We start from the raw sequence: 20,871 nt of genomic DNA on the forward strand, positions 1-20,871 counted from the left end.
GGGAGGCAAACATGAAGTACCTGAAACTGGGCAACACCGATCTGAACGTTTCGCGCATCTGCCTGGGTTGCATGACCTACGGCGAACCGAATCGCGGCAATCACGCCTGGACGTTGCCGGAAGAGAGCAGCCGCCCGCTGCTGAAACAGGCGCTGGAAGCGGGCATCAACTTTTTCGACACCGCCAACAGCTATTCCGACGGCAGCAGCGAGGAGATCCTCGGTCGGGCGCTGCGCGACTATGCGCGCCGCGAGGACGTGGTGATCGCCACCAAGGTCTATTTCCCGCTGAGCAACCTGGAGCGCGGTTTGTCGCGCGCCAAGATCATGCAGTCCATCGACGACAGCCTGCGGCGTCTGGGCACCGACTATGTCGATTTGCTGCAGATCCATCGCTGGGATTACGAAACGCCGCTGGAAGAGACGCTGGAAGCGCTGCACGACGTGGTGAAAGCCGGTAAAGCGCGATACATCGGCGCCTCCTCGATGTACGCCTGGCAGTTCGCCAAAGCGCTGTATACCGCCGATCTGCACGGCTGGACGCGCTTTGTCAGCATGCAGGATCAATACAACCTGATCCAGCGCGAAGAAGAACGCGAGATGCACCCGCTGTGCGCCGCCGAAGGCATCGCCGTGCTGCCGTGGAGCCCGCTGGCGCGCGGCCGCCTGACCCGCCCCTGGGGCGAAACCACCGCGCGGCTGGTCTCCGACCAGTTCGGCAAGAGCCTGTACGAGGACACTGAAGGCATCGACGCCATCATCGCCGAGCGCGTCGCCAGCCTCGCCGACGAACGTGGCGTTTCACGCGCGCAGATCGCGCTGGCCTGGCTGCTGAACAAACCGACGGTCAGCGCGCCGATCGTCGGTGCTTCACGCAGCGAGCAGTTGGATGACGCCATCGCCGCGGTCGATTTGAGTTTGTCGCCACAAGAGGTGGCGGAACTGGAGACGGCCTACGTGCCGCACCGGGTGACAGGGTTTGAATAAAGAGAAGCGGGCGCGAAGAAGCGCGCCCGTCTGTCAGAACAGCCCGATAGGCCAGTGGTGGCCAATCAGGTAGATGATGCCGGCGGACAGCACGCCGGCGATGATATCGTCGACCATGATGCCCATGCCGCCATGCACGTTGCGGTCGAACCAGCGGATCGGCCACGGCTTCCACATATCCAGAATGCGGAAGATGACGAAACCGGCGGCGACCCAGCGCCAGTCGTTGATCGGCAGCGCCATCAGCGTGATCCACATGCCGACGAACTCATCCCAGACGATACTGCCGTGATCGTGCACCTTCATGTCTTTTGCCGTGAGGTGGCAAATATAGACGCCGATACAGATGCTGAACATCACCGCCAACGAGTAGAGCTGCCACGGCAGCTGGATCAGCAGCAGCCAGAACGGGATCGCCGCCAGCGATCCCATGGTGCCCGGCATCACCGGCGACAAACCGCTGCCAAAACCGGTGGCCAGCAGGTGCCACGGATTGCTCATCCGCAGCCGACGTTTGGCTTCATCCATGGGTGCCCGGCTCCGCATTGAAATGATCGAACCCGGCCCAGTCCAGCTCTACCGCTTCGTCGTCGCGATAATAGCGGATGCCTTCAGACAGCGGACCAATTTGGCCGATGCAGGTGTAGTCGGCGCCGAGGTGGCTCAGCGCCACTTCCAGCGCGCCGCGGTTGATCTCCGGCACGGTGAAGCACAGCTCGTAATCTTCGCCGCCCGCCAGCGCCCAGCGCAGCGCCTGCTCGGCGTCGGTGTGGCTGCTCAGCGCCTGCGACATCGGCAGCTCGTCCAGCACGATGCGTGCCCCGCAGTCGCTGGCCTTCAGGATGTGTTTCAGATCGGAAATCAGGCCGTCGGAGATGTCGATCGCCGAGCTGGCCAGATCCCGCAGCGCCTGCCCCTGCAGCACCCGCGGCTGCGGCCGCAGATGGCGAGCGAGCAGGTAATCGCGCGCCGCCGCATCCGGCACCGCCAGGCGATCCTGCAGGATCGCCAGACCGGCGGCGCTGTCGCCCAGCGTGCCGGTCACGTAGATCCAGTCGCCGATGCGCGCGCCGCTGCGGGTCAACGCCCGGCCGGCCGGGATCAAACCCTGAATGGTCAACGTCATGCTCAGCGGGCCGCGCGTGGTATCGCCGCCGATCAGCTGCATGCCGTAATAGTTGAGCTGATCAAACAGGCTGTCGCTGAAGGCCTTCAGCCAGGGTTCGTTCACCTCCGGCAGGGTCAGGGCCAGCGAGAGCCACGCCGGATCGGCGCCCATCGCCGCCAGATCGCTCAGATTGACCGCCAGCGCTTTATAACCGAGATCGGCCGGATCGATATCCGGCAAGAAGTGCACGCCCGCCACCAATGTATCGGTACTGACGGCCACCAGCTGTTTTTCCGGCACTGCCAGCAGTGCGCAGTCATCTCCAATGCCCAACTGTACATCCCGGCGCACGCGCTTAAACCGGTCAAAATAGCGGGCAATGAGGTCAAATTCGCCGCATGCCATATCGATATTCCACGAGAAGAAATTAAGGCCGGGAATGCCGGCCTTAATGTTTTACTTTTTCTTGCGAAGGGTTGGCGCCACTTTATCCAGCACCCCGTTCACAAACTTGTGGCTGTCTTCCGCGCCGAAGGTTTTCGCCAGCTCGATCGCTTCGTTGATCGCCACTTTGTAAGGGACATCCTCGCGCATCTTCAGTTCAAACAGCGCGACGCGCAGCACCGCGCGCTCCACCTGGCCCAGCTCTTCGAGCTGACGCGACAGGTATGGCGCCATCAGTTCGTCCAGCATACCTGCATTCACTGCCGCGCCGGACAGCAACTCGCGAAAATAGGCGACGTCAACATCTTTGACATCCTGCTCCGTCAGGAACTGGTGTTCAACATCGGCAAGGTCGTTTTTAGACAACTGCCAAGAGTAAAGCGCTTGAACAGCGCACTCACGAGCGCGGCGACGAGCAGCAGGTTTCACGGAATTCCCCTTAACTAAATTCAGGCTTTAATAGCTTTGATAACATTAATCATTTCAAGTGCGGTCAACGCGGCTTCAGCGCCCTTGTTGCCCGCTTTGGTGCCGGCGCGTTCGATCGCCTGTTCGATGCTTTCGGTGGTCAGCACGCCAAAGGCAACCGGGATTTCGGCATTCATCGCAACGTTGCCAATGCCGGAGCTGGCTTCGCCCGCCACATATTCGAAGTGCGCGGTGCCCCCGCGGATAACGGTGCCCAGCGCGATAACCGCGTCGTATTTGCCGGTTTTGGCCAATACGCTCGCCGTCAGCGGCAGCTCGTAAGCGCCCGGGACCCAGACAACGGTGATGTTGTCGTCAGCAACCTGACCAATGCGTTTCAGCGCGTCGATGGCGCCTTCCAGCAGGCTGTCGTTGATGAAATTGTTAAAACGTGCAATTGCGATCGCCACACGGGCATTTGGAGTAGCAACAACACCTTCGATAACTTTCATGGGCTTTCCTTAAAAATGGGTTCAATACCCCGCAGGGGGGCGGATTCTATCATATTCTTTCATCGCCTGCGCGGCGCTTTTGTAAAACCGGCGCGCGGGCGCGAGATTCAGTGTTTCGCCCGCAGGCGCAAACGCAGATCGGGGCCGACCTGGCGCACGTCGCTAAAGACGAATTCCGGCGCGTCGGCCAGCCGTTCCAGGCCCGGCAGATGACACAGGCCACGGCCATTATCGCCCAACAGTTTCGGCGCGATGTACAAAATGAGCTCATCCACCAGGCCGGCCTGCAGCAGCGCACCGGCCAGCATTGCGCCCGCCTCTACCCAGATTGAATTCACCTGGCGCTTGGCCAACAGCATCATCATCATCACCAGATCAATGCCGCCGCCGTGCGCCGGGCAGATAAACTGTTCGACCTCTTGCGGCCAGGCCTGTTCATCCGCCTGCAGGCGCGCCAGCCAGGTAGCGCCCGGCTGCTGCACCACGCGGTGCTGCGGGGTGATGCGATTTTGGCTGTCGAGCAGGATGCGCAGCGGCTGGCGCAGATTTTCGCGCGGATAGAGGCGCTGCGTCTCGGCGTCCAGCTCATCCCAACGCACCGTCAGCGACGGATCGTCCGCCAGCACGGTGGCGCTGGTGCTGAGAATCGCGGCGCTCTGCGCGCGCAGGCGCTGCACGTCCTGACGCGCTTCGGGTGAGGTGATCCACTGGCTCTCGCCGGTGGCCATCGCCGTGCGGCCGTCCAGCGACGCGCCCAGCTTCAGCTGCACGTAAGGGAAACCGGTGCGCATGCGCTTGAGGAAGCCCAGGTTGACCGCTTCGGCCTCGGCCAGCATCAGGCCATGACGGACTTCGACGCCGGCCTGCTGCAGCTTGTACAGCCCGCGCCCCGCCACCTGCGGATTGGGATCTTGCATCGCCGCGACCACCCGCGTCACGCCGGCGGCCACCAGCGCATCGGCGCAGGGCGGCGTGCGGCCGTGGTGGCTGCACGGCTCGAGCGTCACATAGGCGGTGGCGCCGCGCGCCTTGTCGCCCGCCATGCGCAGCGCGTGCACTTCCGCGTGCGGCTCGCCGGCGCGCAGATGGTAGCCTTCACCGACAATTTCGCCGTCGCGCACGATAACGCAGCCGACGTTCGGATTGGGCGCGGTGGTGAAACGCCCCAGGCGCGCCAGTTCGAAGGCGCGCGCCATATAAAATTCGTCGTGATGCATGAAAGATCCTTTAGTCTTGCAGGCGGGCAATCTCTTCGCCGAACTCGCGTACGTCCTCGAAGCTGCGGTACACCGACGCAAAGCGAATGTAGGCGACCTTATCCAGCTTTTTCAACGCGTCCATCACCAGATTGCCCACCAGTTTGGTCGGCACTTCGCGTTCGCCGGTGGCGCGCAGTTGGGATTTGATATGATTAAGGGCGTTTTCCACGTCGTCCGAGCTTACCGGGCGCTTTTCCAGCGCTTTCAGCATGCCGCGGCGCAGTTTGTCTTCGTTGAACGGCTCGCGCACCTCATCGCTTTTAATCACTCGCGGCATCACCAGCTCGGCCACCTCGAAGGTGGTGAAGCGCTCATTGCACACCAGACACTGGCGGCGGCGGCGCACTTGCGAACCGTCCCCCACCAGGCGGGAATCAATGACTTTGGTATCAACGGCGGCGCAGAAAGGGCAATGCATAACACGTCCTGATAAACGTTTTTATAGATAAACGCAGTTTACCCCGAAGTGCAGCCACAACAAAGGGCGGCGGCCATTTGTTGCGACACGCCGCCGGGAAGCGGCGCCGATATGACTTTCCCCTCCGAGCGGACTAAGCTGATAGCAGGAGATTCAGCATAGGAAATCGCCGTCATGACAACCTGTTACCCCAAAATCGCCCTGCTCGCCGCCGCCGCCGTGTTGCTGGCAGGCTGCGCGCACAACGCCGCCGTGCCTCAACTGCGCCATCAGGTCGCCGCGCTGAACCAGAAAGTGAGCGTGCTGACCGATCAAACCACCGCGCTGGAGCGGCAGAATATGCTCAATCAGCACTCCGACAACGGCGTCTACCTGCTGCCGGCGGCCCGAAGCGCCGCCCGTTTGCAGAGCGGCATCGGCGAGCTGAGCGTTTCGCTGAGCCACATCAAGAGCGAAGCCAACGGCACGCAGGCGCAGCTGCATGTGCGCATCCTCTCACAGGCCACGCTGCCGCCGTTCAAAGCGGTGGTGGAATGGGGCCAACTGGACGACGCCACCGGGCGGCCGCTGACCGCCGAGGCGCTGTCGCAACCGATCGCCAGCGCCGATTCGCTGCTGCCGAAACCCGGCCAGGACTTTGAGCTGCGCTTCAGCGGCGTGACGCCGGAACAATTGGGCTATATCCGTCTGCACAGTCTGGTTTCGACCGCCCAACCGGCGGTGGTGCAGCAACGCTGAAACCCAAAGCAAAAAAAAGGAGCGCCGATGGGCGCTCCTTCTCATTTCGCTGAATACTGCGGCGGTTAAGGCAGAATCGAAGGCTGATCCGCGCCCTCTTTTTCCACTTTTTGCTGCAGCATGTGCTCGCGTTTCATCCCCAGTTTCAACGCCAGCGCGGACGCGACGTAGATGGAGGAGACGGTACCGATCGACACGCCGATCAACATCGCCAGCGAGAAACCTTGCAGCATCGCGCCACCGAAGATGTACAGCATCAGCACCACCATCAGGGTAGTACCGGAAGTCATCAGCGTACGGCTCAGCGTCTGGGTCAACGACACGTTCATGATCTCGTAAGGCGTGCCGCGGCGGATCTTGCGGAAGTTCTCACGAATACGGTCGGAAACCACGATGCTGTCGTTCAGCGAGTAACCGATAACCGACATCAGGGACGCGACGATGGTCAGGTCAATCTCGATGTGGAACAGCGACAGCACGCCCAGCGTGATGATCACGTCGTGCGCCAGCGCGATAACCGCCCCCAGCGCCAGGCGCCATTCGAAGCGGAAACCGACGTAGATCAGGATACAGATCAACGCCACCAGCAGCGCCATGCCGCCGGTTTGCGCCAGTTCGCTGCCCACGCTCGGGCCGACGAACTCGATGCGCTTCACGGTGGCGTTTTTATCCACCGAGTCGTTGATCACGCCGATCACCTTGTTGCCCAGTTCCTGGCCTGCGGTGCCGGTCGCCGGTGGCATGCGCACCATCACGTCGCGGCTGCTGCCGAAGTTCTGGATGATCGGATCCTGGAACCCGGCCTTCTCCAGCGTATCGCGCATCAGGTCGAGGTTAGCCGGTTTCTCCAGGTTGATTTCAATCACCGTACCGCCGGTGAAATCCAGACCCCAGTTAAACCCGCGCACCGACATGGTGACGATCGACGCGACCAACAGCAGCAACGAGATGCCGAAGGCCAAATAGTCCCAGCGCATAAAGTCGTAGACTTTACGGCCGTAGTTGAGTTGCTCAACAGTATAATCCTGTGCCACAACGCACTCCTCAGATAGACAGCTTGTTAATGCGTTTGCCGCCGTAAAGCAGGTTGACGATGGCACGGGTACCGACAATCGCGGTGAACATGGACGTCGCCACACCGATAGCGGTGGTGATCGCAAAGCCTTTGATCGAACCGGTGCCCACTGCGTACAGGATGACCGCGGTGATCAGGGTGGTGATGTTGGCGTCGACGATACTGGAGAACGCGCCTTTATAGCCCTCATGGATCGCCTGCTGAACGGACCGGCCGTTCTTCAGCTCCTCCTTGATACGTTCGTTAATCAGTACGTTGGCGTCAACCGCCACCGCCAGCGTCAACACGATCCCGGCAATACCCGGCATGGTCAGCGTCGCCCCCGGTAACAGGGACATCACGCCGACGATCAGCACCAGGTTGGCGACCAGCGCCGTGGTGGCGATCACGCCGAACTTACGGTACCAGACCACCATGAAGACGATGGACGCCACCAGGCCCCACAGACAGGCTTCCAGACCTTGAGTAATGTTCTGCTGACCCAGGGTTGGACCGATGGTGCGCTCTTCAACGATCTGAATCGGCGCGATCAGCGCACCCGCACGCAGCAGCAGCGAAAGCTGACGCGCTTCGTTCGGGTTGCCGATGCCGGTGATGCGGAAGCTGTTGCCCAGACGCGACTGAATGTTCGCCACGTTGATCACTTCTTCCTGTTTCACCAGCACCGCACGGCCGTTGGCGTCTTTCTTGCCGCTGTCCTTATACTCCACGAACAGGGTCGCCATCGGCTTGCCGATGTTGTCCTTGGTGAAGTTGGACATCGACGTGCCGCCGGCGCTGTCCAGCGAGATGTTAACCTGCGGCTGGTTGTATTCGTCTGTGCTCGAAGTGGAGTCGGTGATGTGGTCACCGGTCAGGATCACGCGCTTGTACAGCACGATCGGCTGGCCGTCACGGGTGTATTTCACCTCGGAGTCGCCCGGCACGCGGCCATTGGCCGCCGCAGTGGCATCCGCATTGGTGTTCACCAGACGGAACTCCAGGGTCGCGGTGGCGCCCAGAATTTCTTTGGCGCGCGCGGTGTCCTGAATGCCCGGCAGCTCAACCACGATGCGGTCGGCGCCCTGGCGCTGCACCAGCGGTTCGGCGACGCCGAGCTGGTTGACGCGGTTACGCAGGATAGTGATGTTCTGCTGTACGGCGTATTCGCGCGCTTCGCTCAGACGGGCGTCCGTCAGGTTGGCTTTCATGGTGTTGGCGCCGTTGGCGGACAGCACCAGATCGCGCTGACGCGGGCCGATGTAGCTGATGGCCTGGTCACGGGCCGCATCGTCGCGGAAGCGAACTTCCACGCCGTTGTTGTCCAGCTTGCGGATAGACGCGTAAGGAATGCCCTTCTCGCGCAGCTCGCTGCGCAGGGTATCCATGGTCTGTTCCTGCAGCTTGCTCAACGCGGTGTCCATGTCCACTTCCATCAGGAAGTGCACGCCGCCGCGCAGGTCCAGGCCGAGTTTCATCGGCTCTGCGCCCAGCATGGCCAGCCAGGTCGGCGTGGCCGGCGCCAGGTTCAGCGCCACGACGAATTTGTCACCCAGCTCGGTCACCAGCGCTTCGCGGGCGCGCAGCTGAACGTCAGGATCTTTAAAGCGAGCCAGGATGGCGCCATTTTCCAGCGCAATCGACTTGCTCGCGATGTTGTCTTTTTCTAATACGGTACGGACCTGGTCCAGCGTAGTTTCACTGGCGGCGACGCCGCGCGCGCCAGTGATTTGTACGGCCGGATCCTCACCGTAGATGTTGGGAAGCGCATAAAGCAGACCGACGAGGATCACGACGATCAACATCAGATACTTCCACAAAGGATAACGGTTTAGCACGGCAATTCCCTTCGGGAAAAAAGATTACAGGGCCTTCATGGTACCTTTCGGCAGAACGGCCGCCACGAAGTCACGCTTGATCATCACTTCCGTGGTGTCGTTCAGCGCGATGGCGATGATGCCGGTGTCGGCCACTTTGGTCACGCGACCGATCAGGCCGCCGGTGGTCAGCACTTCGTCGCCTTTACCGATGGAGTCCATCAGCTTCTTGTGATCTTTCGCGCGTTTCTGCTGTGGGCGCAGGATCATGAAGTAGAAGATCAGGCCGAACACCACCAGCATAATGATCAGAGAGTACGGGCTTCCCTGAGCCGGAGCCCCTGCGGATGCGACGGCGTCAGAAATGAAAAAGCTCATTGAAATTCCCTCATTAAGTTATCAATTATTAGATCAAGCGTTTAAAGGCGGAATCGGCTTGCCGATCCGACCATAGAAATCCGCAACAAACTGCTCTAATTTACCCTCTTCGATAGCCTGGCGTAAACCCGCCATCAGGCGCTGGTAGTGACGCAGGTTATGAATTGTGTTCAGTCGAGCACCCAATATTTCGTTGCAACGGTCGAGATGGTGCAAGTAGGCGCGGCTGTAATGGCGACACGTGTAGCAATCACAGTCCTTATCCAGCGGAGAAGTATCATCCTTGTGCTTGGCATTACGGATTTTTACCACACCGTCAGTCACGAACAAATGGCCGTTGCGGGCGTTGCGGGTCGGCATGACGCAGTCGAACATGTCGATGCCGCGACGCACGCCTTCCACCAAATCTTCCGGCTTGCCGACGCCCATCAAATAGCGTGGCTTATCTTCCGGAATTTGCGGGCAAACGTGTTCAAGAATGCGATGCATATCCTCTTTCGGCTCGCCTACAGCCAAGCCGCCCACAGCGTACCCGTCAAAGCCGATATCCACCAGCCCTTTGACGGAAACATCACGTAAATCTTCGTAAACGCCGCCCTGAATGATGCCGAACAGCGCATTTTTATTTTCCAGCTCGTCGAAACGCTGGCGGCTGCGCTGCGCCCAACGCAGCGACATTTCCATCGAACGCTTGGCGTAGTCCCAGTCGGCCGGGTACGGCGTGCATTCGTCGAAAATCATCACGATGTCGGAGCCCAGGTCATACTGGATTTCCATCGATTTTTCCGGGCTCAGGAACACCTTGTCGCCGTTGATCGGGTTACGGAAGTACACGCCTTCCTCTTTGATCTTGCGCATCGCCCCCAGGCTGAACACCTGGAAACCGCCGGAGTCGGTGAGGATCGGGCCCGGCCACTGCATGAAGTCGTGCAGATCGCCGTGCAGCTTCATGATCTCCTGGCCCGGGCGCAGCCACAGGTGGAAGGTGTTGCCCAGCAGGATCTGCGCGCCGGTCTCTTTCACTTCTTCCGGCGTCATGCCCTTGACCGTACCGTAGGTGCCGACCGGCATAAAGGCCGGGGTTTCCACCACGCCGCGGTCGAAAATCAGGCGGCCGCGGCGTGCGCGGCCATCGGTAGTTTGTAGTTCGTACTTCACAAAGCCTCCAGCATCAGAGAAACAGTCTGATGTCGTTGAAACGGGGCCGCGCCGTAGGCGCAGCCCGGGAAATTAACCGCCGACGGACTCGTTTTCCGCCTGCGGATTACGGCTGATGAACATCGCATCGCCGTAGCTGAAAAAGCGGTACTGCTCGGCCACCGCCTGCTGATAGGCGTTCATGGTATTTTTATAGCCGGCGAAGGCCGATACCAGCATGATCAGGGTCGATTCCGGCAGGTGGAAATTGGTCACCAGCGCGTCGATCACCTGGTAGTGATAACCTGGATAGATAAAGATGCTGGTATCGCCGAAGAACGGCGCAATCAGCGCCTCTTTGCTGGCCGCCGCGGCGCTTTCCAGCGAACGCACCGAGGTGGTGCCCACCGCCACGACGCGCTTGCCGCGCGCTTTGCAGGCCAGCACCGCATCCACCACGTCCTGCGGCACTTCGGCGTATTCGGCGTGCATCACGTGATCTTCGATGGTTTCCACGCGCACCGGCTGGAAGGTGCCGGCGCCGACGTGCAGCGTCACGAACGCCATTTCCACGCCTTTGGCGCGCAGCGCCGCCAGCAGCGGTTCGTCGAAGTGCAGGCCGGCGGTCGGCGCGGCGACCGCGCCCGGTTTCTCGCTGTAGACCGTCTGATACAGCTCACGGTCGGCGTCTTCATCCGGGCGAGCGATATAAGGCGGCAGCGGCATGTGGCCGGCCGCGTTAAGAATGGTGAATACGTCGCGTTCGTCGTTGAAGCGCAGCTCGAACAGCGTCTCGTGGCGCGCCACCATGGTGGCGGCGATGCTCTCGTCATCCCCCAACAGCAGCTCGGCGCCCGGCTTGGGCGCTTTCGACGCGCGCACGTGCGCCAGCACGCGATGGTCGTCCAGCACGCGCTCCACCAGCACTTCTATCTTGCCGCCGCTGACCTTGCGGCCGAACATGCGCGCCGGGATCACGCGGGTATTGTTGAACACCAGCAGGTCGCCGGCTTCCAGCTTATCCAGCAGATCGGTGAATACGCCGTGCGTCAGCGCCCCGCTCGGCCCATCCAGCTGCAGCAGGCGGCATGCGCTGCGCTCGGCCTGGGGATAGTGGGCAATCAGGGATTCGGGAAGTTCAAACGAAAAATCAGCGACGCGCATGGGTATTCACTTCTTCAATTTAAGGCTGGTTGGTAAAAAAACAGGCGGCCTAGTCTAAAGCCGGGGGCGGTCAGCGGCAAGAAATAAGGAGGATTTGCCTGACTTCAGGTATAGTTGAGGGATGAATTTTCTCGCTCACCTTCACCTGGCCATGCTGGCAGACAGCTCGCTGCTGGGCAACCTGCTGGCCGATTTCGTTCGCGGCAACCCCGCCGCCGACTACCAGCCCGAGGTCGTGGCCGGCATCATGATGCACCGCCGCGTCGACGTGCTGACCGACAGCCTGCCGCAGGTGAAAGCCTGCCGCGACTATTTCAGCGCCCCCTACCGCCGCGTGGCGCCGATCACCCTCGACGTGGTGTGGGACCATTTTCTGGCGCGCCACTGGCAGCAGCTGGAGCCTTCACGCGACCTGCACCAGTTTACCCAGGAAGCCCGCAGCCAGATCGAACCTTACCTGCCGCTCACGCCGCCGCGTTTTCAGAACCTGAACGGCTATCTGTGGCCGGAACGCTGGCTGGAACGCTACGCCGAATTGCCGTTCATCGCCCGGGTATTGCAGGGCATGGCCAGCCGCCGTCCGCGCCTCGAAGCGCTGGCCGGCTCGTTCGCCGACGTCGAACAACATTATCATCAGCTTGAAACACAATTCTGGCAGTTTTATCCGCAAATGATGCAGCAGGCGAAGGAAAAAACGCTCTGAGGTCAAGCCCAAGCGTTTGAAATTGCAGCGCCTTGCAAGAATTTACGTTTTGCCGCTTGCCCTTTTGCAGGAAAAGGTTATTTTTAAAGCTTGATAAATTATATCAACGACTTTGATAGGTAAAAGCTATCTCATTGATTGGTCTTTTACCCTTTATTCACCAAGTCATGGCCCCTATACTGGCCCTTGTTTTTACATCCACCCTTTAACACCTATTACAGGAGTAATTATGGTCCTGGTAACTCGTCAAGCCCCTGACTTCACTGCAGCTGCCGTACTGGGTAGCGGCGAAATCGTTGAAAACTTCAACCTGAAGAAGCACCTGAACGGCAAACCGGCCGTGCTGTTCTTCTGGCCAATGGACTTCACCTTCGTATGCCCTTCCGAGCTGATCGCTTTCGATCACCGCTATGAAGAGTTCCAGAAGCGTGGCGTTGAAGTGGTTGGCGTTTCCTTCGACTCAGAATTCGTCCACAACGCATGGCGTAAAACCCCTGTCGACAAAGGCGGCATCGGTGAAGTGAAATACGCAATGGTTGCTGACGTTAAGCGTGAAATCCAGAAAGCTTACGGCATCGAACACCCGGAAGCCGGCGTTGCGCTGCGCGGCTCCTTCCTGATCGACAAAGACGGCATCGTGCGTGCTCAGGTTGTTAACGACCTGCCAATCGGCCGTAACATCGACGAAATGATCCGTACCGTTGACGCGCTGCAATTCCACGAAGAGCACGGTGAAGTCTGCCCGGCTCAGTGGGAAAAAGGCAAAGCAGGTATGGGCGCTTCCCCAGACGGCGTGGCAAAATACCTGTCTGAAAACGCTGCCAAGCTGTAATTTCAGCCTGATAGTGAATCAACCGGCCCACGCGGCCGGTTTTTTTATGCCCCTTTTTGGGGCAGACCGCCCGTCTTCAGTGCTTTATTTCCCTGTTTCCGCTCACATTTCCCGCCCAGTTCACCGCGCGAATGCCCATCTGCGGCTACTATCAATAACGCTGGCTCGCGCTTTGCAAGCGAACAGCGGCAAGCAAACACAACACAATAAAAAACTGACAGGGTAGGAATAACTATGTTTTTACAGAAATGGAGCAAACCCCTGACCATGGCGGCGCTGCTGGTCAGCGGCAGCCTGTATGCGGCATCCAACCCAGCGGTGGAAGCCCAAAACGGCATGGTGGTCACCTCGCAGCATCTGGCCTCGCAGGTCGGGGTGGATATCCTGAAGATGGGCGGCAACGCCATCGACGCCGCCGTGGCGGTCGGCTATGCGCAAGCGGTGGTGAACCCCTGCTGCGGCAACATCGGCGGCGGCGGCTTTATGACCGTCCACCTGGCGGACGGCACCGATACCTTCATCAACTTCCGCGAAACCGCGCCGGCGGCGGCCAGCGCCAACATGTATCTGGACGCCGACGGCAAGGTGAAGAAAGACGCCAGCCTGTACGGCTATCTGGCGGCGGGCGTGCCGGGCACCGTGCTGGGGATGGAAACCGCGCGTGAGAAGTACGGCAAACTGAGCCGCGAACAGGTGCTGGCGCCGGCGATCAGGCTGGCGCGCGAAGGCTTTGTGCTGACCCGCGCCGACACCGATATCCTCGACACCACCATCGCGCGCTTCAGGCAGGATCCCGAATCGGCCAAAATCTTCCTGCGCCCGGACGGCAGCCCGCTGCAGCCGGGGGACAAGCTGGTGCAAACCGATCTGGCCAACACGCTGGAAGCCATCGCCAAAGGCGGAACCGACGCCTTCTATAAAGGTAAGATCCCGCAGGCGGTAGAGGCGGCGGCCAAACAGGGCGGCGGCATTTTGACCGCCGCCGACTTCGCCAACTATAAAGTCACCGAAACCCCGCCGATCACCTGCAGCTATCGCGGCTACAAGTTCGTGTCAGCGCCGCCTCCCAGCTCCGGCGGCGTGACGCTGTGCGAAATCCTCAACGTGGTGGAAGGCTATGATCTGAAGAGCATGGGCTTCAACTCGGCGGCGGCCATTCACACCATGACCGAAGCGATGCGCCATGCCTACATGGATCGCAACACCTACCTTGGCGACCCGGAATTCATCAAGAACCCGATCGACCGGCTGGTGAGCAAGAGCTACGCCGAGCAGATCCGCAAGAAAATCGTCGCGGACAAGGCCACGCCGTCGGAAAACGTGCAGCCTGGCATGGAACCGCATGAAAAACCGGAAACCACCCACTATTCGATCGTCGATCACGACGGCAACGCGGTCTCCACCACCTATACCGTCAACGGCCGCTTCGGCGCCGTGGTGATCGCACCGGGCACCGGCTTCTTCCTCAACGACGAGATGGACGATTTTACAGTCAAAGTGGGCGAGAAAAACCTGTACGGGCTGGTGCAGGGCACCGCCAACAGCATTGCCCCCGGTAAGCGCCCACTATCGTCAATGAGCCCGACGCTGGTAACCAAGGACAACAAGATCTTTATGGTGCTAGGCTCGCCGGGCGGTTCGCGCATCATCACCATCACCCTGCAGACCGCGTTGAACGTGATCGACCACGGCATGGCGCCGCAGGAAGCGGTGGACGCACCGCGCATCCATCACCAATGGCTGCCGGATGAGGTGTACTACGAACAGCGCGGCGTTTCCGCCGATACGCTGAAGCTGCTGAGCGGCATGGGCTACAAGATGGTCGAGCAAACGCCGTGGGGCGCCGCCGAACTGATTCTGGTCGGTTTGCCGGGCGCGGCGGGCGTCAGCCCGGCCAACTCCGGCAACGATTCGGCGGTATCCGGCAAAGTGCGCGAAGGCTATCTGTACGGCGCCAACGACGTGCGCCGCCCGGCAGGCTCCGCGGTCGGTTACTGATGTAAACACCCACTCACCTTAACCGCGGGGGCGTTTCTGCCCCCGCACTCCCTTTAGCCCTCGCAACGCCACACGGTGGCCGACTCTTCCGCCAACTGCAGGCGCAACCCTCCTGTCGTTTCGCTCAACTCGCCTCGCCCTTCCACACGCCGCCACGGGCCGCGGGCCAACAGCGGGTTGTGCGGCAACTGCGCCTGGCCGCTGCCGTCGCGCTGCAGCGCCACCAGCACCTGCTCCTGCTGATACAGGCGCACGAACACCAGCGTTTCTCCGCTGGCGTACAGCACCTGACAGCCGCCTCGGCGCAACGCCAGGCTCTGTTTACGCAGCGCCGCCATGCGCTGGAACAGCGTCAACAACGGCCGATCCCAGTCGCCGACGTCCCATGGGAACGGCTTGCGGCAAAACGGATCGTTGCCGCCATCCAGGCCAATCTCATCACCGTAGTAGAGGCAAGGCACGCCGATCCAGCTCAGCAACCACACCGCCGCCATCTGCATGCGCGCCGCATTCCCCTGCAACAGCGTGAGGAAGCGCGCGGTATCGTGGCTGTCCAGCTGATTGAACTGGATCAGTTGGCGGCTGTGCGGCAGCCCGGCGCGGTAACCGTCCATCCACTGCGCGCACCCGGCGGCGTCCAGCCGCACCGGGTGGTAGGCCACGTCCAGCCCCGCCAAAAACGCCCGCACCGGCAGCGCGAACCCCATGTAGTTCATCGCCGCATCCTCCACGCCGGCGTGCAGCCAGCGGCGCGCGTCGCCGAAGTGCTCACCCAAGACATAGGCCTGTGGATTCTCCTGCTTCACCGCCTGATAGATGCCCGCCAGGTGGCGCAGATTGCCGGTGGCGCCGCCGTTCTCCCCCAGCATATGCACCACGTCCAGCCGCCAGCCGTCGATGCTGTACGGCGGGCGCAGCCAGTGACGCACCACGCTGCCTTCCCCCTGATAAATCGCTTCCGCCACCTGCGGCTCGGCGAAATTGAGCTTCGGCAGGCTGGCGTTGCCCTTCCAGTCGAGCGCGCGGCCGTCCGGGTAAAAGTTGAACCAGCCGCGATACGGCGAATCGGGGTGGTGACAGGCGCCGTTTTCGCCCTGACGATGGCGGTCGAACCACGGGTGCGAGTCGCCGGTGTGGTTGAAGACCCCGTCCAGCACCAGTTTCATGCCCACCTTGTGAGTGCTCACTCGCAAACGCTGCAGCGCCGCGTTGCCGCCGAAGTGCGGATCGACCTGGTAATAGTCCTCGGTATCGTACTTATGCACGCTCGGCGCGGTAAAAATCGGGTTCAAATACAGCGCCGTCACGCCCAGCTGCTGCAAATACGGCAGTTTGGCGCTGATGCCGTCCAGATCGCCGCCGTAAAAGGTCGAGGCGGCGTGGCGATCCTCCAACGGGTGCTGCCAGTCGCGCCGAATCACCTCGGCGCCGGCCGCGTGATGGCGATAGCTGCCGCTCTGGATGCCGTGCTCGCCGCCGCTGCTGGCGAAGCGATCGGGGAAAATCTGGTAGAACAGCTGATCCGCCACCCACGCGGGGCCATTGTCAGGATCGTCGACGGCGAACTGCGCCAGCTGGCCCGGCGGCGTTGGCGACCAGCCCTGCGGGCCGAACCACTGTTGGCGATCGGCCCACAGCAGCTTGAAGCAGTAACGCCGCGTCGGCTCGCCCTCATTCAGCGTCAGGCTGGCCTGGTAGCGCCGCATCCCCTCGTGGCGCTGCGCTTTCATCGTCAGCAGCCACTCTTCGTTGTCCGGTTCGGCGCGCAAAAATACCCGTTCCGGCAGTTCATCCCCTTGTAACCACAGCGTGATATCCAAACGTTGCCCTTGTTTCACCACAAAAGGCGGGACCGGTTGATGCCAGGCGTTAAGCATACTGTTCTCCTGCTGTACCAAACGAAATCGACGGCGTTCTTCAAAAACGAACAATGCCACGTTAAGTGCAACTCCCCCTCCTCTCTGGCCGCAAAACCCGGGGATGAGCCGGGGGGCGGAGACTGAAAAATAACGCTAACTTGATGTAAAAAAAGGTAAACAGGCACAAATCCTGCACGTTACCCCTTAGGCTAACGCGTTTTAAGTTTACAGGATATTTTTTGCGCATTTTTTAAGGAGCGGTAATGCAACAACAGATAACGCGCTGGCTGGAACAGTTTGGTTTGGAATTCGGCGGAGTGATGTCGCTGTTGATGGTATTGGGGTTGATTGTTCTGATCTCGGTCGCGATCCACCTGGTGCTGCACCGGGTGGTGTTGGCGGCCCTTCAGCGCCGTGGCCAGCAATCGCAGCGCGTCTGGCAACAGGCCATCACCCAATACAAACTGTTCCAGCGCGTGGCGCTGCTGCTGCAAGGGGTGATCATCAGCATCCAGGCGACGCTGTGGCTGCAGAGCGGCAGCCAGACTCAGGCGGTGATCGTCACCGCCGCGCAGGTGTGGATCCTCGCCTTCACCCTGTTGTCGCTGTTCTCGCTGCTGGATACGCTGCTGGCGCTGCTGCGCCAAAGCCCGATTTCCAATCAGCTGCCGCTGCGCGGCATTTTCCAGGGCCTGAAGCTGGTGGCGGCGATCCTGATCGGCATCATGATCGTCTCATTGCTGATGGGCAAATCGCCGCTGCTGCTGCTCAGTGGCCTGGGCGCCATGACCGCGGTCTTGATGTTGGTGTTCAAGGATCCGATCCTCGGACTGGTGGCCGGCATCCAGCTCTCCGCCAACGACATGCTGAAGATCGGCGACTGGCTGGAAATGCCGAAATACGGCGCCGACGGCGCGGTCACCGACATCGGCCTGACCACGGTCAAAGTGCGCAACTGGGACAACACCGTCACCACCATCCCCACCTACGCGCTGATCTCCGACTCATTCAAAAACTGGCGTTCGATGTCGGAATCCGGCGGGCGCCGCATCAAGCGCAGTTTGAATATCGACACCGGCAGCGTGCACTTCCTGTCGGAAGAGGAACAGCGCCGCCTGCAGCGCAACCCGCTGCTGCACAGCTACCTGAACGTTAAGACCCAGGAGCTGAGCCAGCACAACCAGGAAATCGCCGTCGATCTGGCCTCGCCGCTCAACGGCCGCCGCCTCACCAACCTCGGCACGCTGCGCGCCTATCTGGAAGCCTACCTGCGCGCTCATCCGCGCATTCACCAGAACATGACGCTGATGGTGCGCCAGCTGGCGCCGACGCCGGAGGGCCTGCCGCTGGAAATCTACGCCTTCACCAACACCACGGTCTGGGCGGAGTACGAAAGCATTCAGGCGGATATTTTCGACCATATCCTGGCGGTGATCGACGAGTTCGGCCTGCGCGTGCATCAGACGCCAACCGGCAATGACCTGCGCGGCATGCTGCGACAAAGCGCGAACGCTTCCTGACGTCGGCTGACGTAACTGTGTCTGCTGGTAATTATTCGCTTTCAATTGCCAGCAGATATCTCCATCCCCTTCTTTTCCCCGGCGAAAACGGCGTTAATGCGCCATCACCTTCACCACCGAGAGGGAAAGCCCTTGCTGAAACGGATACGTCATCGGCTGTTTACCCTGCTGGCCACCCTGCTGTTTATCGGCTGCCTGCACAGCGCGTCTCTGGATGAAAGCCGCATGCCCCGCAATCTGCAACCTTCGCTGAGCGCCCTCAGCAGCAACCTGCAGGACATTCGCGAAGTGCTGGCGCGCTGCGCCGGCGAGGAAGAGGAGGAACGGCTGAACGACGGCGGCATGCGCATCGAAGCGCGCGCCGCCGGGGAGGAGGAAGCGGAAGACAAACGCTTGGCATAGCAGGTTAAAAAACGCCCCATCTTGTTGCGCCACACGCAACACTCATGGAGCCATCAGGATGATAAGAAGCTTCAAGCATAAGGGACTCAAAAAGTTTTTCGAAACCGGTTCAACGGCAGGTATCGACGCCAAGCAGGCGAAGAAAATCGCGCTGCGGCTGAGCGTGCTGGATCTGGCGAAAGTGATTGATGACGTAGATCTGCCCGGCTTCTTCTTGCACCCGCTAACGGGCGCTCGCAGCGGGCAGTGATCCGTCACCGTAACCGGCAACTGACGTATCACGTTTGAACTGGTCGAGGGTGATGTTTATATCGTGAATTATGAGGACTATCACTAATGAACCGCATGCATAATCCTCCTCATCCTGGAGAATTGATCAAAGAAACCATGGAAACGCTGAATCTCAGCGCACGCGCGCTGGCCAAAGCATTGGACGTCGCGCCGTCTACGGTTCAACGCCTGATCAGCGGAAAATCCGATATCTCGCCGGAAATGGCCATCCGCCTGTCCATCGTAATAGGCAGTTCCGAACAGGTCTGGATGGGCATGCAAGATGCTTACGATCTGTGGCAGGCCAGGCAGTCCATCGACGTTTCGAAACTGCGCAAGCTGGACTTCGCTTAACGCCTGCCCCTAAAAAAACACCGGCCTCAGCCGGTGTTTTTCCATTTAGTCTTGCTGCGTCGCCAACGGCACGCGTTTTTTCTGATGGTTGACCTTGAACCAGTACCCCGCCAGCAGCAACACCACCCAGACCAGGCCGGCGTACAGCGAGACGCGCGTGGTCGGGAAGTAACCGATCAGGCCGATGATGAACACCAGGAACACGATCGCCACCACCGAGGTGAACACCCCGCCGCGCAGCGGGAACGCCAGCTGCTTCACCTGCTCTTTGCTCAGGCTGCGGCGGAAGGCGATTTGCGAGAACAGGATCATGATCCACACCCACACGGTGGCGAAGGTCGCCAGGGAGGCGATCACCAGGAACACGCTCTCCGGCATGATGTAGTTGAGGTATACCGCCAGCAGCAGCGCCAGCATCATCACCACCACCGTCACCCAGGGAATGCCGCGTTTCGACACCTTGCTGAACATCTTCGGCGCGTGCCCTTGCTCGGCCATGCCATGCAGCATGCGGCCGACGCCGAACACGTCGCTGTTGATCGCCGACAGCGAAGCGGTGATCACCACGAAGTTGAGGATGCCCGCCGCCACGGTGATGCCCATATGCTGGAAGGTCAGCACGAACGGGCTGCCGTTGGTGCCCACTTGGTTCCACGGGTAGATCGACATGATGACAAACAGCGTGCCGACGTAGAACACCAGAATGCGCCACGGCACTGAGTTGATGGCTTTGGGAATCGATTTTTTCGGATCCTTGGCTTCGCCGGCGGTGATGCCGATGATTTCAATGCCGCCGTAAGCGAACATCACCAGCTGCAGCGACAGGATCATGCCGATAACACCGTTGCTGAAGAAGCCGCCGTTCGACCACAGGTTATGAATGCCGGTCGGTTGCCCGCCGTTGCCGATACCCCAGATGATGATGCCGATGCCGGCCGCGATCATGATGATGATGGTGGCGACCTTGAAGAACGAGAACCAGAACTCCAGCTCGCCGAATACCTTGACGCTCATCAGGTTGATGGCGCCGATGATCAGCACCACGCTCAGCACCCAGATCCAGTGCGGCACTTCCGGGAACCAGACCCCCATATAGATGCCGAAGGCGGTCACGTCGGCGATGGCGACGATCAGGATCTCAAAGCAGTAAGTCCAGCCGGTGATGTAACCCGCCATCGGGCCGAGGTAGTCCTGCGCGTAGCGGGAAAATGAGCTGGCCTGCGGGTTGTTGACCGACATCTCCCCCAGTGCGCGCATGATGATAAAGGCCACGATGCCGCCGATCAGGTAAGCCAGCAGCACGCTCGGGCCGGCCATTTTGATGGCGTCCGCCGAGCCGTAGAACAACCCGGTGCCGATGGCCGATCCCAGCGCCATAAAGCGGATATGACGCGTGCTGAGGCCGCGTTTCAGCTTATTGTCGGGGGCAGTGGTGGGTGACTGTTGTTGCATGAAAATGACCCATAGTTTTAAACGAAAAAAAGCCACGGACATGTCCGTGGCCCTGGAT

General features: G+C 60.5%; 21 protein-coding genes and 1 pseudogene. 9 read left to right on the forward strand and 13 right to left on the reverse strand.

Translation table 11 applies throughout. The annotated features are described in order from the left end of the window. Positions 1-11 precede the first annotated feature (11 nt). On the forward strand, positions 12-986 hold the full coding sequence (locus tag ACMGGK_RS18675) for an aldo/keto reductase (RefSeq protein WP_016928870.1): 975 nt from the start codon (positions 12-14) through the stop codon (positions 984-986). Positions 987-1,019: 33 nt separating this feature from the next. Here the strand turns inward: ACMGGK_RS18675 and pgpA are convergent, their stop codons facing one another. The 6 genes from pgpA to nrdR form a co-directional block, all read right to left on the reverse strand. Beyond that, the gene (gene pgpA / locus ACMGGK_RS18680; RefSeq protein ID WP_420277117.1) at positions 1,020-1,514 is read right to left on the reverse strand and encodes a phosphatidylglycerophosphatase A; all 495 of its coding nucleotides are present in this window, start codon (positions 1,512-1,514) and stop codon (positions 1,020-1,022) included. After that, positions 1,507-2,499 carry a thiamine-phosphate kinase gene (gene thiL, locus ACMGGK_RS18685; protein WP_016928872.1) on the reverse strand — a complete coding sequence of 331 codons (993 nt, stop codon included), beginning with the start codon at positions 2,497-2,499 and terminating at the stop codon, positions 1,507-1,509. The genes pgpA and thiL overlap by 8 nt, the downstream gene beginning before the upstream one ends. A gap of 51 nt (positions 2,500-2,550) precedes the next feature. Further along, positions 2,551-2,967, reverse strand: a complete 417-nt coding sequence (gene nusB, locus ACMGGK_RS18690) for a transcription antitermination factor NusB (protein ID WP_004940384.1) — start codon at positions 2,965-2,967, stop codon at positions 2,551-2,553. Between the two features lie 20 nt (positions 2,968-2,987). Further along, positions 2,988-3,458 carry a 6,7-dimethyl-8-ribityllumazine synthase gene (gene ribE, locus ACMGGK_RS18695; RefSeq protein ID WP_004940385.1) on the reverse strand — a complete coding sequence of 157 codons (471 nt, stop codon included), beginning with the start codon at positions 3,456-3,458 and terminating at the stop codon, positions 2,988-2,990. Positions 3,459-3,565: 107 nt separating this feature from the next. Then, on the reverse strand, positions 3,566-4,675 hold the full coding sequence (gene ribD / locus ACMGGK_RS18700) for a bifunctional diaminohydroxyphosphoribosylaminopyrimidine deaminase/5-amino-6-(5-phosphoribosylamino)uracil reductase RibD (protein WP_420277118.1): 1,110 nt from the start codon (positions 4,673-4,675) through the stop codon (positions 3,566-3,568). A 10-nt stretch (positions 4,676-4,685) separates the two neighbouring features. Further along, on the reverse strand, positions 4,686-5,135 hold the full coding sequence (gene nrdR, locus ACMGGK_RS18705; protein ID WP_004940387.1) for a transcriptional regulator NrdR: 450 nt from the start codon (positions 5,133-5,135) through the stop codon (positions 4,686-4,688). Between the two features lie 174 nt (positions 5,136-5,309). Here nrdR and ACMGGK_RS18710 point away from each other — a divergent pair, with 174 nt between their 5' ends. Beyond that, positions 5,310-5,873 (forward strand): DUF3251 domain-containing protein, encoded by a 564-nt coding sequence (locus tag ACMGGK_RS18710; RefSeq protein WP_420277119.1) that lies wholly within the window; start codon positions 5,310-5,312, stop codon positions 5,871-5,873. Positions 5,874-5,938: 65 nt separating this feature from the next. Here ACMGGK_RS18710 and secF read toward each other — a convergent pair whose 3' ends face one another. The 5 genes from secF to queA form a co-directional block, all read right to left on the reverse strand. Further along, a complete protein-coding gene (gene secF, locus ACMGGK_RS18715; RefSeq protein WP_004940389.1) occupies positions 5,939-6,907 on the reverse strand; it encodes a protein translocase subunit SecF in 969 nt (322 codons plus the stop codon). Between the two features lie 10 nt (positions 6,908-6,917). Continuing rightward, a complete protein-coding gene (gene secD, locus ACMGGK_RS18720) occupies positions 6,918-8,765 on the reverse strand; it encodes a protein translocase subunit SecD (RefSeq protein WP_004940390.1) in 1,848 nt (615 codons plus the stop codon). 24 nt (positions 8,766-8,789) lie between these two features. Next, positions 8,790-9,122 (reverse strand): preprotein translocase subunit YajC, encoded by a 333-nt coding sequence (gene yajC / locus ACMGGK_RS18725; protein ID WP_004940391.1) that lies wholly within the window; start codon positions 9,120-9,122, stop codon positions 8,790-8,792. A gap of 33 nt (positions 9,123-9,155) precedes the next feature. Next, a complete protein-coding gene (gene tgt, locus ACMGGK_RS18730; protein ID WP_016928877.1) occupies positions 9,156-10,280 on the reverse strand; it encodes a tRNA guanosine(34) transglycosylase Tgt in 1,125 nt (374 codons plus the stop codon). Between the two features lie 72 nt (positions 10,281-10,352). Next, entirely contained in the window at positions 10,353-11,423 is a 1,071-nt protein-coding gene (gene queA, locus ACMGGK_RS18735; RefSeq protein ID WP_016928878.1) for a tRNA preQ1(34) S-adenosylmethionine ribosyltransferase-isomerase QueA, read from the reverse strand. A 121-nt stretch (positions 11,424-11,544) separates the two neighbouring features. Between queA and ACMGGK_RS18740 the strand changes: the two genes are divergently transcribed. From ACMGGK_RS18740 to ggt, 3 genes are all read left to right on the forward strand, one after another. Then, a complete protein-coding gene (locus ACMGGK_RS18740) occupies positions 11,545-12,126 on the forward strand; it encodes an ACP phosphodiesterase (protein WP_033641155.1) in 582 nt (193 codons plus the stop codon). Positions 12,127-12,355: 229 nt separating this feature from the next. Then, the gene (locus ACMGGK_RS18745) at positions 12,356-12,958 is read left to right on the forward strand and encodes a peroxiredoxin C (RefSeq protein WP_004940403.1); all 603 of its coding nucleotides are present in this window, start codon (positions 12,356-12,358) and stop codon (positions 12,956-12,958) included. 234 nt (positions 12,959-13,192) lie between these two features. Beyond that, positions 13,193-14,956 (forward strand): gamma-glutamyltransferase, encoded by a 1,764-nt coding sequence (gene ggt / locus ACMGGK_RS18750; RefSeq protein ID WP_049299685.1) that lies wholly within the window; start codon positions 13,193-13,195, stop codon positions 14,954-14,956. A gap of 53 nt (positions 14,957-15,009) precedes the next feature. On the opposite strand, the gene malZ is transcribed toward ggt, so the two are convergent. Further along, entirely contained in the window at positions 15,010-16,833 is a 1,824-nt protein-coding gene (gene malZ / locus ACMGGK_RS18755) for a maltodextrin glucosidase (protein WP_103686955.1), read from the reverse strand. 245 nt (positions 16,834-17,078) lie between these two features. On the opposite strand from malZ, the gene ACMGGK_RS18760 reads away from it, so the two are divergent. From ACMGGK_RS18760 to ACMGGK_RS18775, 4 genes and pseudogenes are all read left to right on the forward strand, one after another. Beyond that, positions 17,079-18,335 carry a mechanosensitive ion channel family protein gene (locus ACMGGK_RS18760; RefSeq protein ID WP_016928882.1) on the forward strand — a complete coding sequence of 419 codons (1,257 nt, stop codon included), beginning with the start codon at positions 17,079-17,081 and terminating at the stop codon, positions 18,333-18,335. 132 nt (positions 18,336-18,467) lie between these two features. After that, complete coding sequence (locus tag ACMGGK_RS18765) at positions 18,468-18,737, forward strand: hypothetical protein (RefSeq protein ID WP_016928883.1); 270 nt, start codon at positions 18,468-18,470, stop codon at positions 18,735-18,737. 58 nt (positions 18,738-18,795) lie between these two features. Then, positions 18,796-19,074, forward strand: a pseudogene (locus ACMGGK_RS18770) (type II toxin-antitoxin system RelE/ParE family toxin). After that, positions 19,074-19,361 carry a HigA family addiction module antitoxin gene (locus ACMGGK_RS18775; protein WP_025160069.1) on the forward strand — a complete coding sequence of 96 codons (288 nt, stop codon included), beginning with the start codon at positions 19,074-19,076 and terminating at the stop codon, positions 19,359-19,361. Before ACMGGK_RS18770 ends, ACMGGK_RS18775 begins: the two are co-directional and overlap by 1 nt. A 45-nt stretch (positions 19,362-19,406) precedes the next feature. Here the strand turns inward: ACMGGK_RS18775 and proY are convergent, their stop codons facing one another. Next, positions 19,407-20,813 carry a proline-specific permease ProY gene (gene proY, locus ACMGGK_RS18780; RefSeq protein ID WP_028128209.1) on the reverse strand — a complete coding sequence of 469 codons (1,407 nt, stop codon included), beginning with the start codon at positions 20,811-20,813 and terminating at the stop codon, positions 19,407-19,409. Positions 20,814-20,871 lie beyond the last annotated feature (58 nt).

Source organism: Serratia sp. BNK-33-b (genome assembly GCF_048684565.1).
GTDB classification, from domain to species: Bacteria; Pseudomonadota; Gammaproteobacteria; order Enterobacterales; family Enterobacteriaceae; genus Serratia; species Serratia marcescens.

Bases quoted from the DNA above. Each gene is read 5' to 3' on its own strand.
- ACMGGK_RS18675 (WP_016928870.1), top strand. From the start codon at position 12: ATGAAGTACCTGAAACTGGGCAACACCGATCTGAACGTTTCGCGCATC.
- pgpA (WP_420277117.1), bottom strand. From the start codon at position 1,514: ATGGATGAAGCCAAACGTCGGCTGCGGATGAGCAATCCGTGGCACCTG.
- thiL (WP_016928872.1), bottom strand. From the start codon at position 2,499: ATGGCATGCGGCGAATTTGACCTCATTGCCCGCTATTTTGACCGGTTT.
- ribE (WP_004940385.1), bottom strand. From the start codon at position 3,458: ATGAAAGTTATCGAAGGTGTTGTTGCTACTCCAAATGCCCGTGTGGCG.
- ribD (WP_420277118.1), bottom strand. From the start codon at position 4,675: ATGCATCACGACGAATTTTATATGGCGCGCGCCTTCGAACTGGCGCGC.
- nrdR (WP_004940387.1), bottom strand. From the start codon at position 5,135: ATGCATTGCCCTTTCTGCGCCGCCGTTGATACCAAAGTCATTGATTCC.
- ACMGGK_RS18710 (WP_420277119.1), top strand. From the start codon at position 5,310: ATGACAACCTGTTACCCCAAAATCGCCCTGCTCGCCGCCGCCGCCGTG.
- yajC (WP_004940391.1), bottom strand. From the start codon at position 9,122: ATGAGCTTTTTCATTTCTGACGCCGTCGCATCCGCAGGGGCTCCGGCT.
- queA (WP_016928878.1), bottom strand. From the start codon at position 11,423: ATGCGCGTCGCTGATTTTTCGTTTGAACTTCCCGAATCCCTGATTGCC.
- ACMGGK_RS18740 (WP_033641155.1), top strand. From the start codon at position 11,545: ATGAATTTTCTCGCTCACCTTCACCTGGCCATGCTGGCAGACAGCTCG.
- ACMGGK_RS18745 (WP_004940403.1), top strand. From the start codon at position 12,356: ATGGTCCTGGTAACTCGTCAAGCCCCTGACTTCACTGCAGCTGCCGTA.
- ggt (WP_049299685.1), top strand. From the start codon at position 13,193: ATGTTTTTACAGAAATGGAGCAAACCCCTGACCATGGCGGCGCTGCTG.
- malZ (WP_103686955.1), bottom strand. From the start codon at position 16,833: ATGCTTAACGCCTGGCATCAACCGGTCCCGCCTTTTGTGGTGAAACAA.
- ACMGGK_RS18760 (WP_016928882.1), top strand. From the start codon at position 17,079: ATGCAACAACAGATAACGCGCTGGCTGGAACAGTTTGGTTTGGAATTC.
- ACMGGK_RS18775 (WP_025160069.1), top strand. From the start codon at position 19,074: ATGAACCGCATGCATAATCCTCCTCATCCTGGAGAATTGATCAAAGAA.
- proY (WP_028128209.1), bottom strand. From the start codon at position 20,813: ATGCAACAACAGTCACCCACCACTGCCCCCGACAATAAGCTGAAACGC.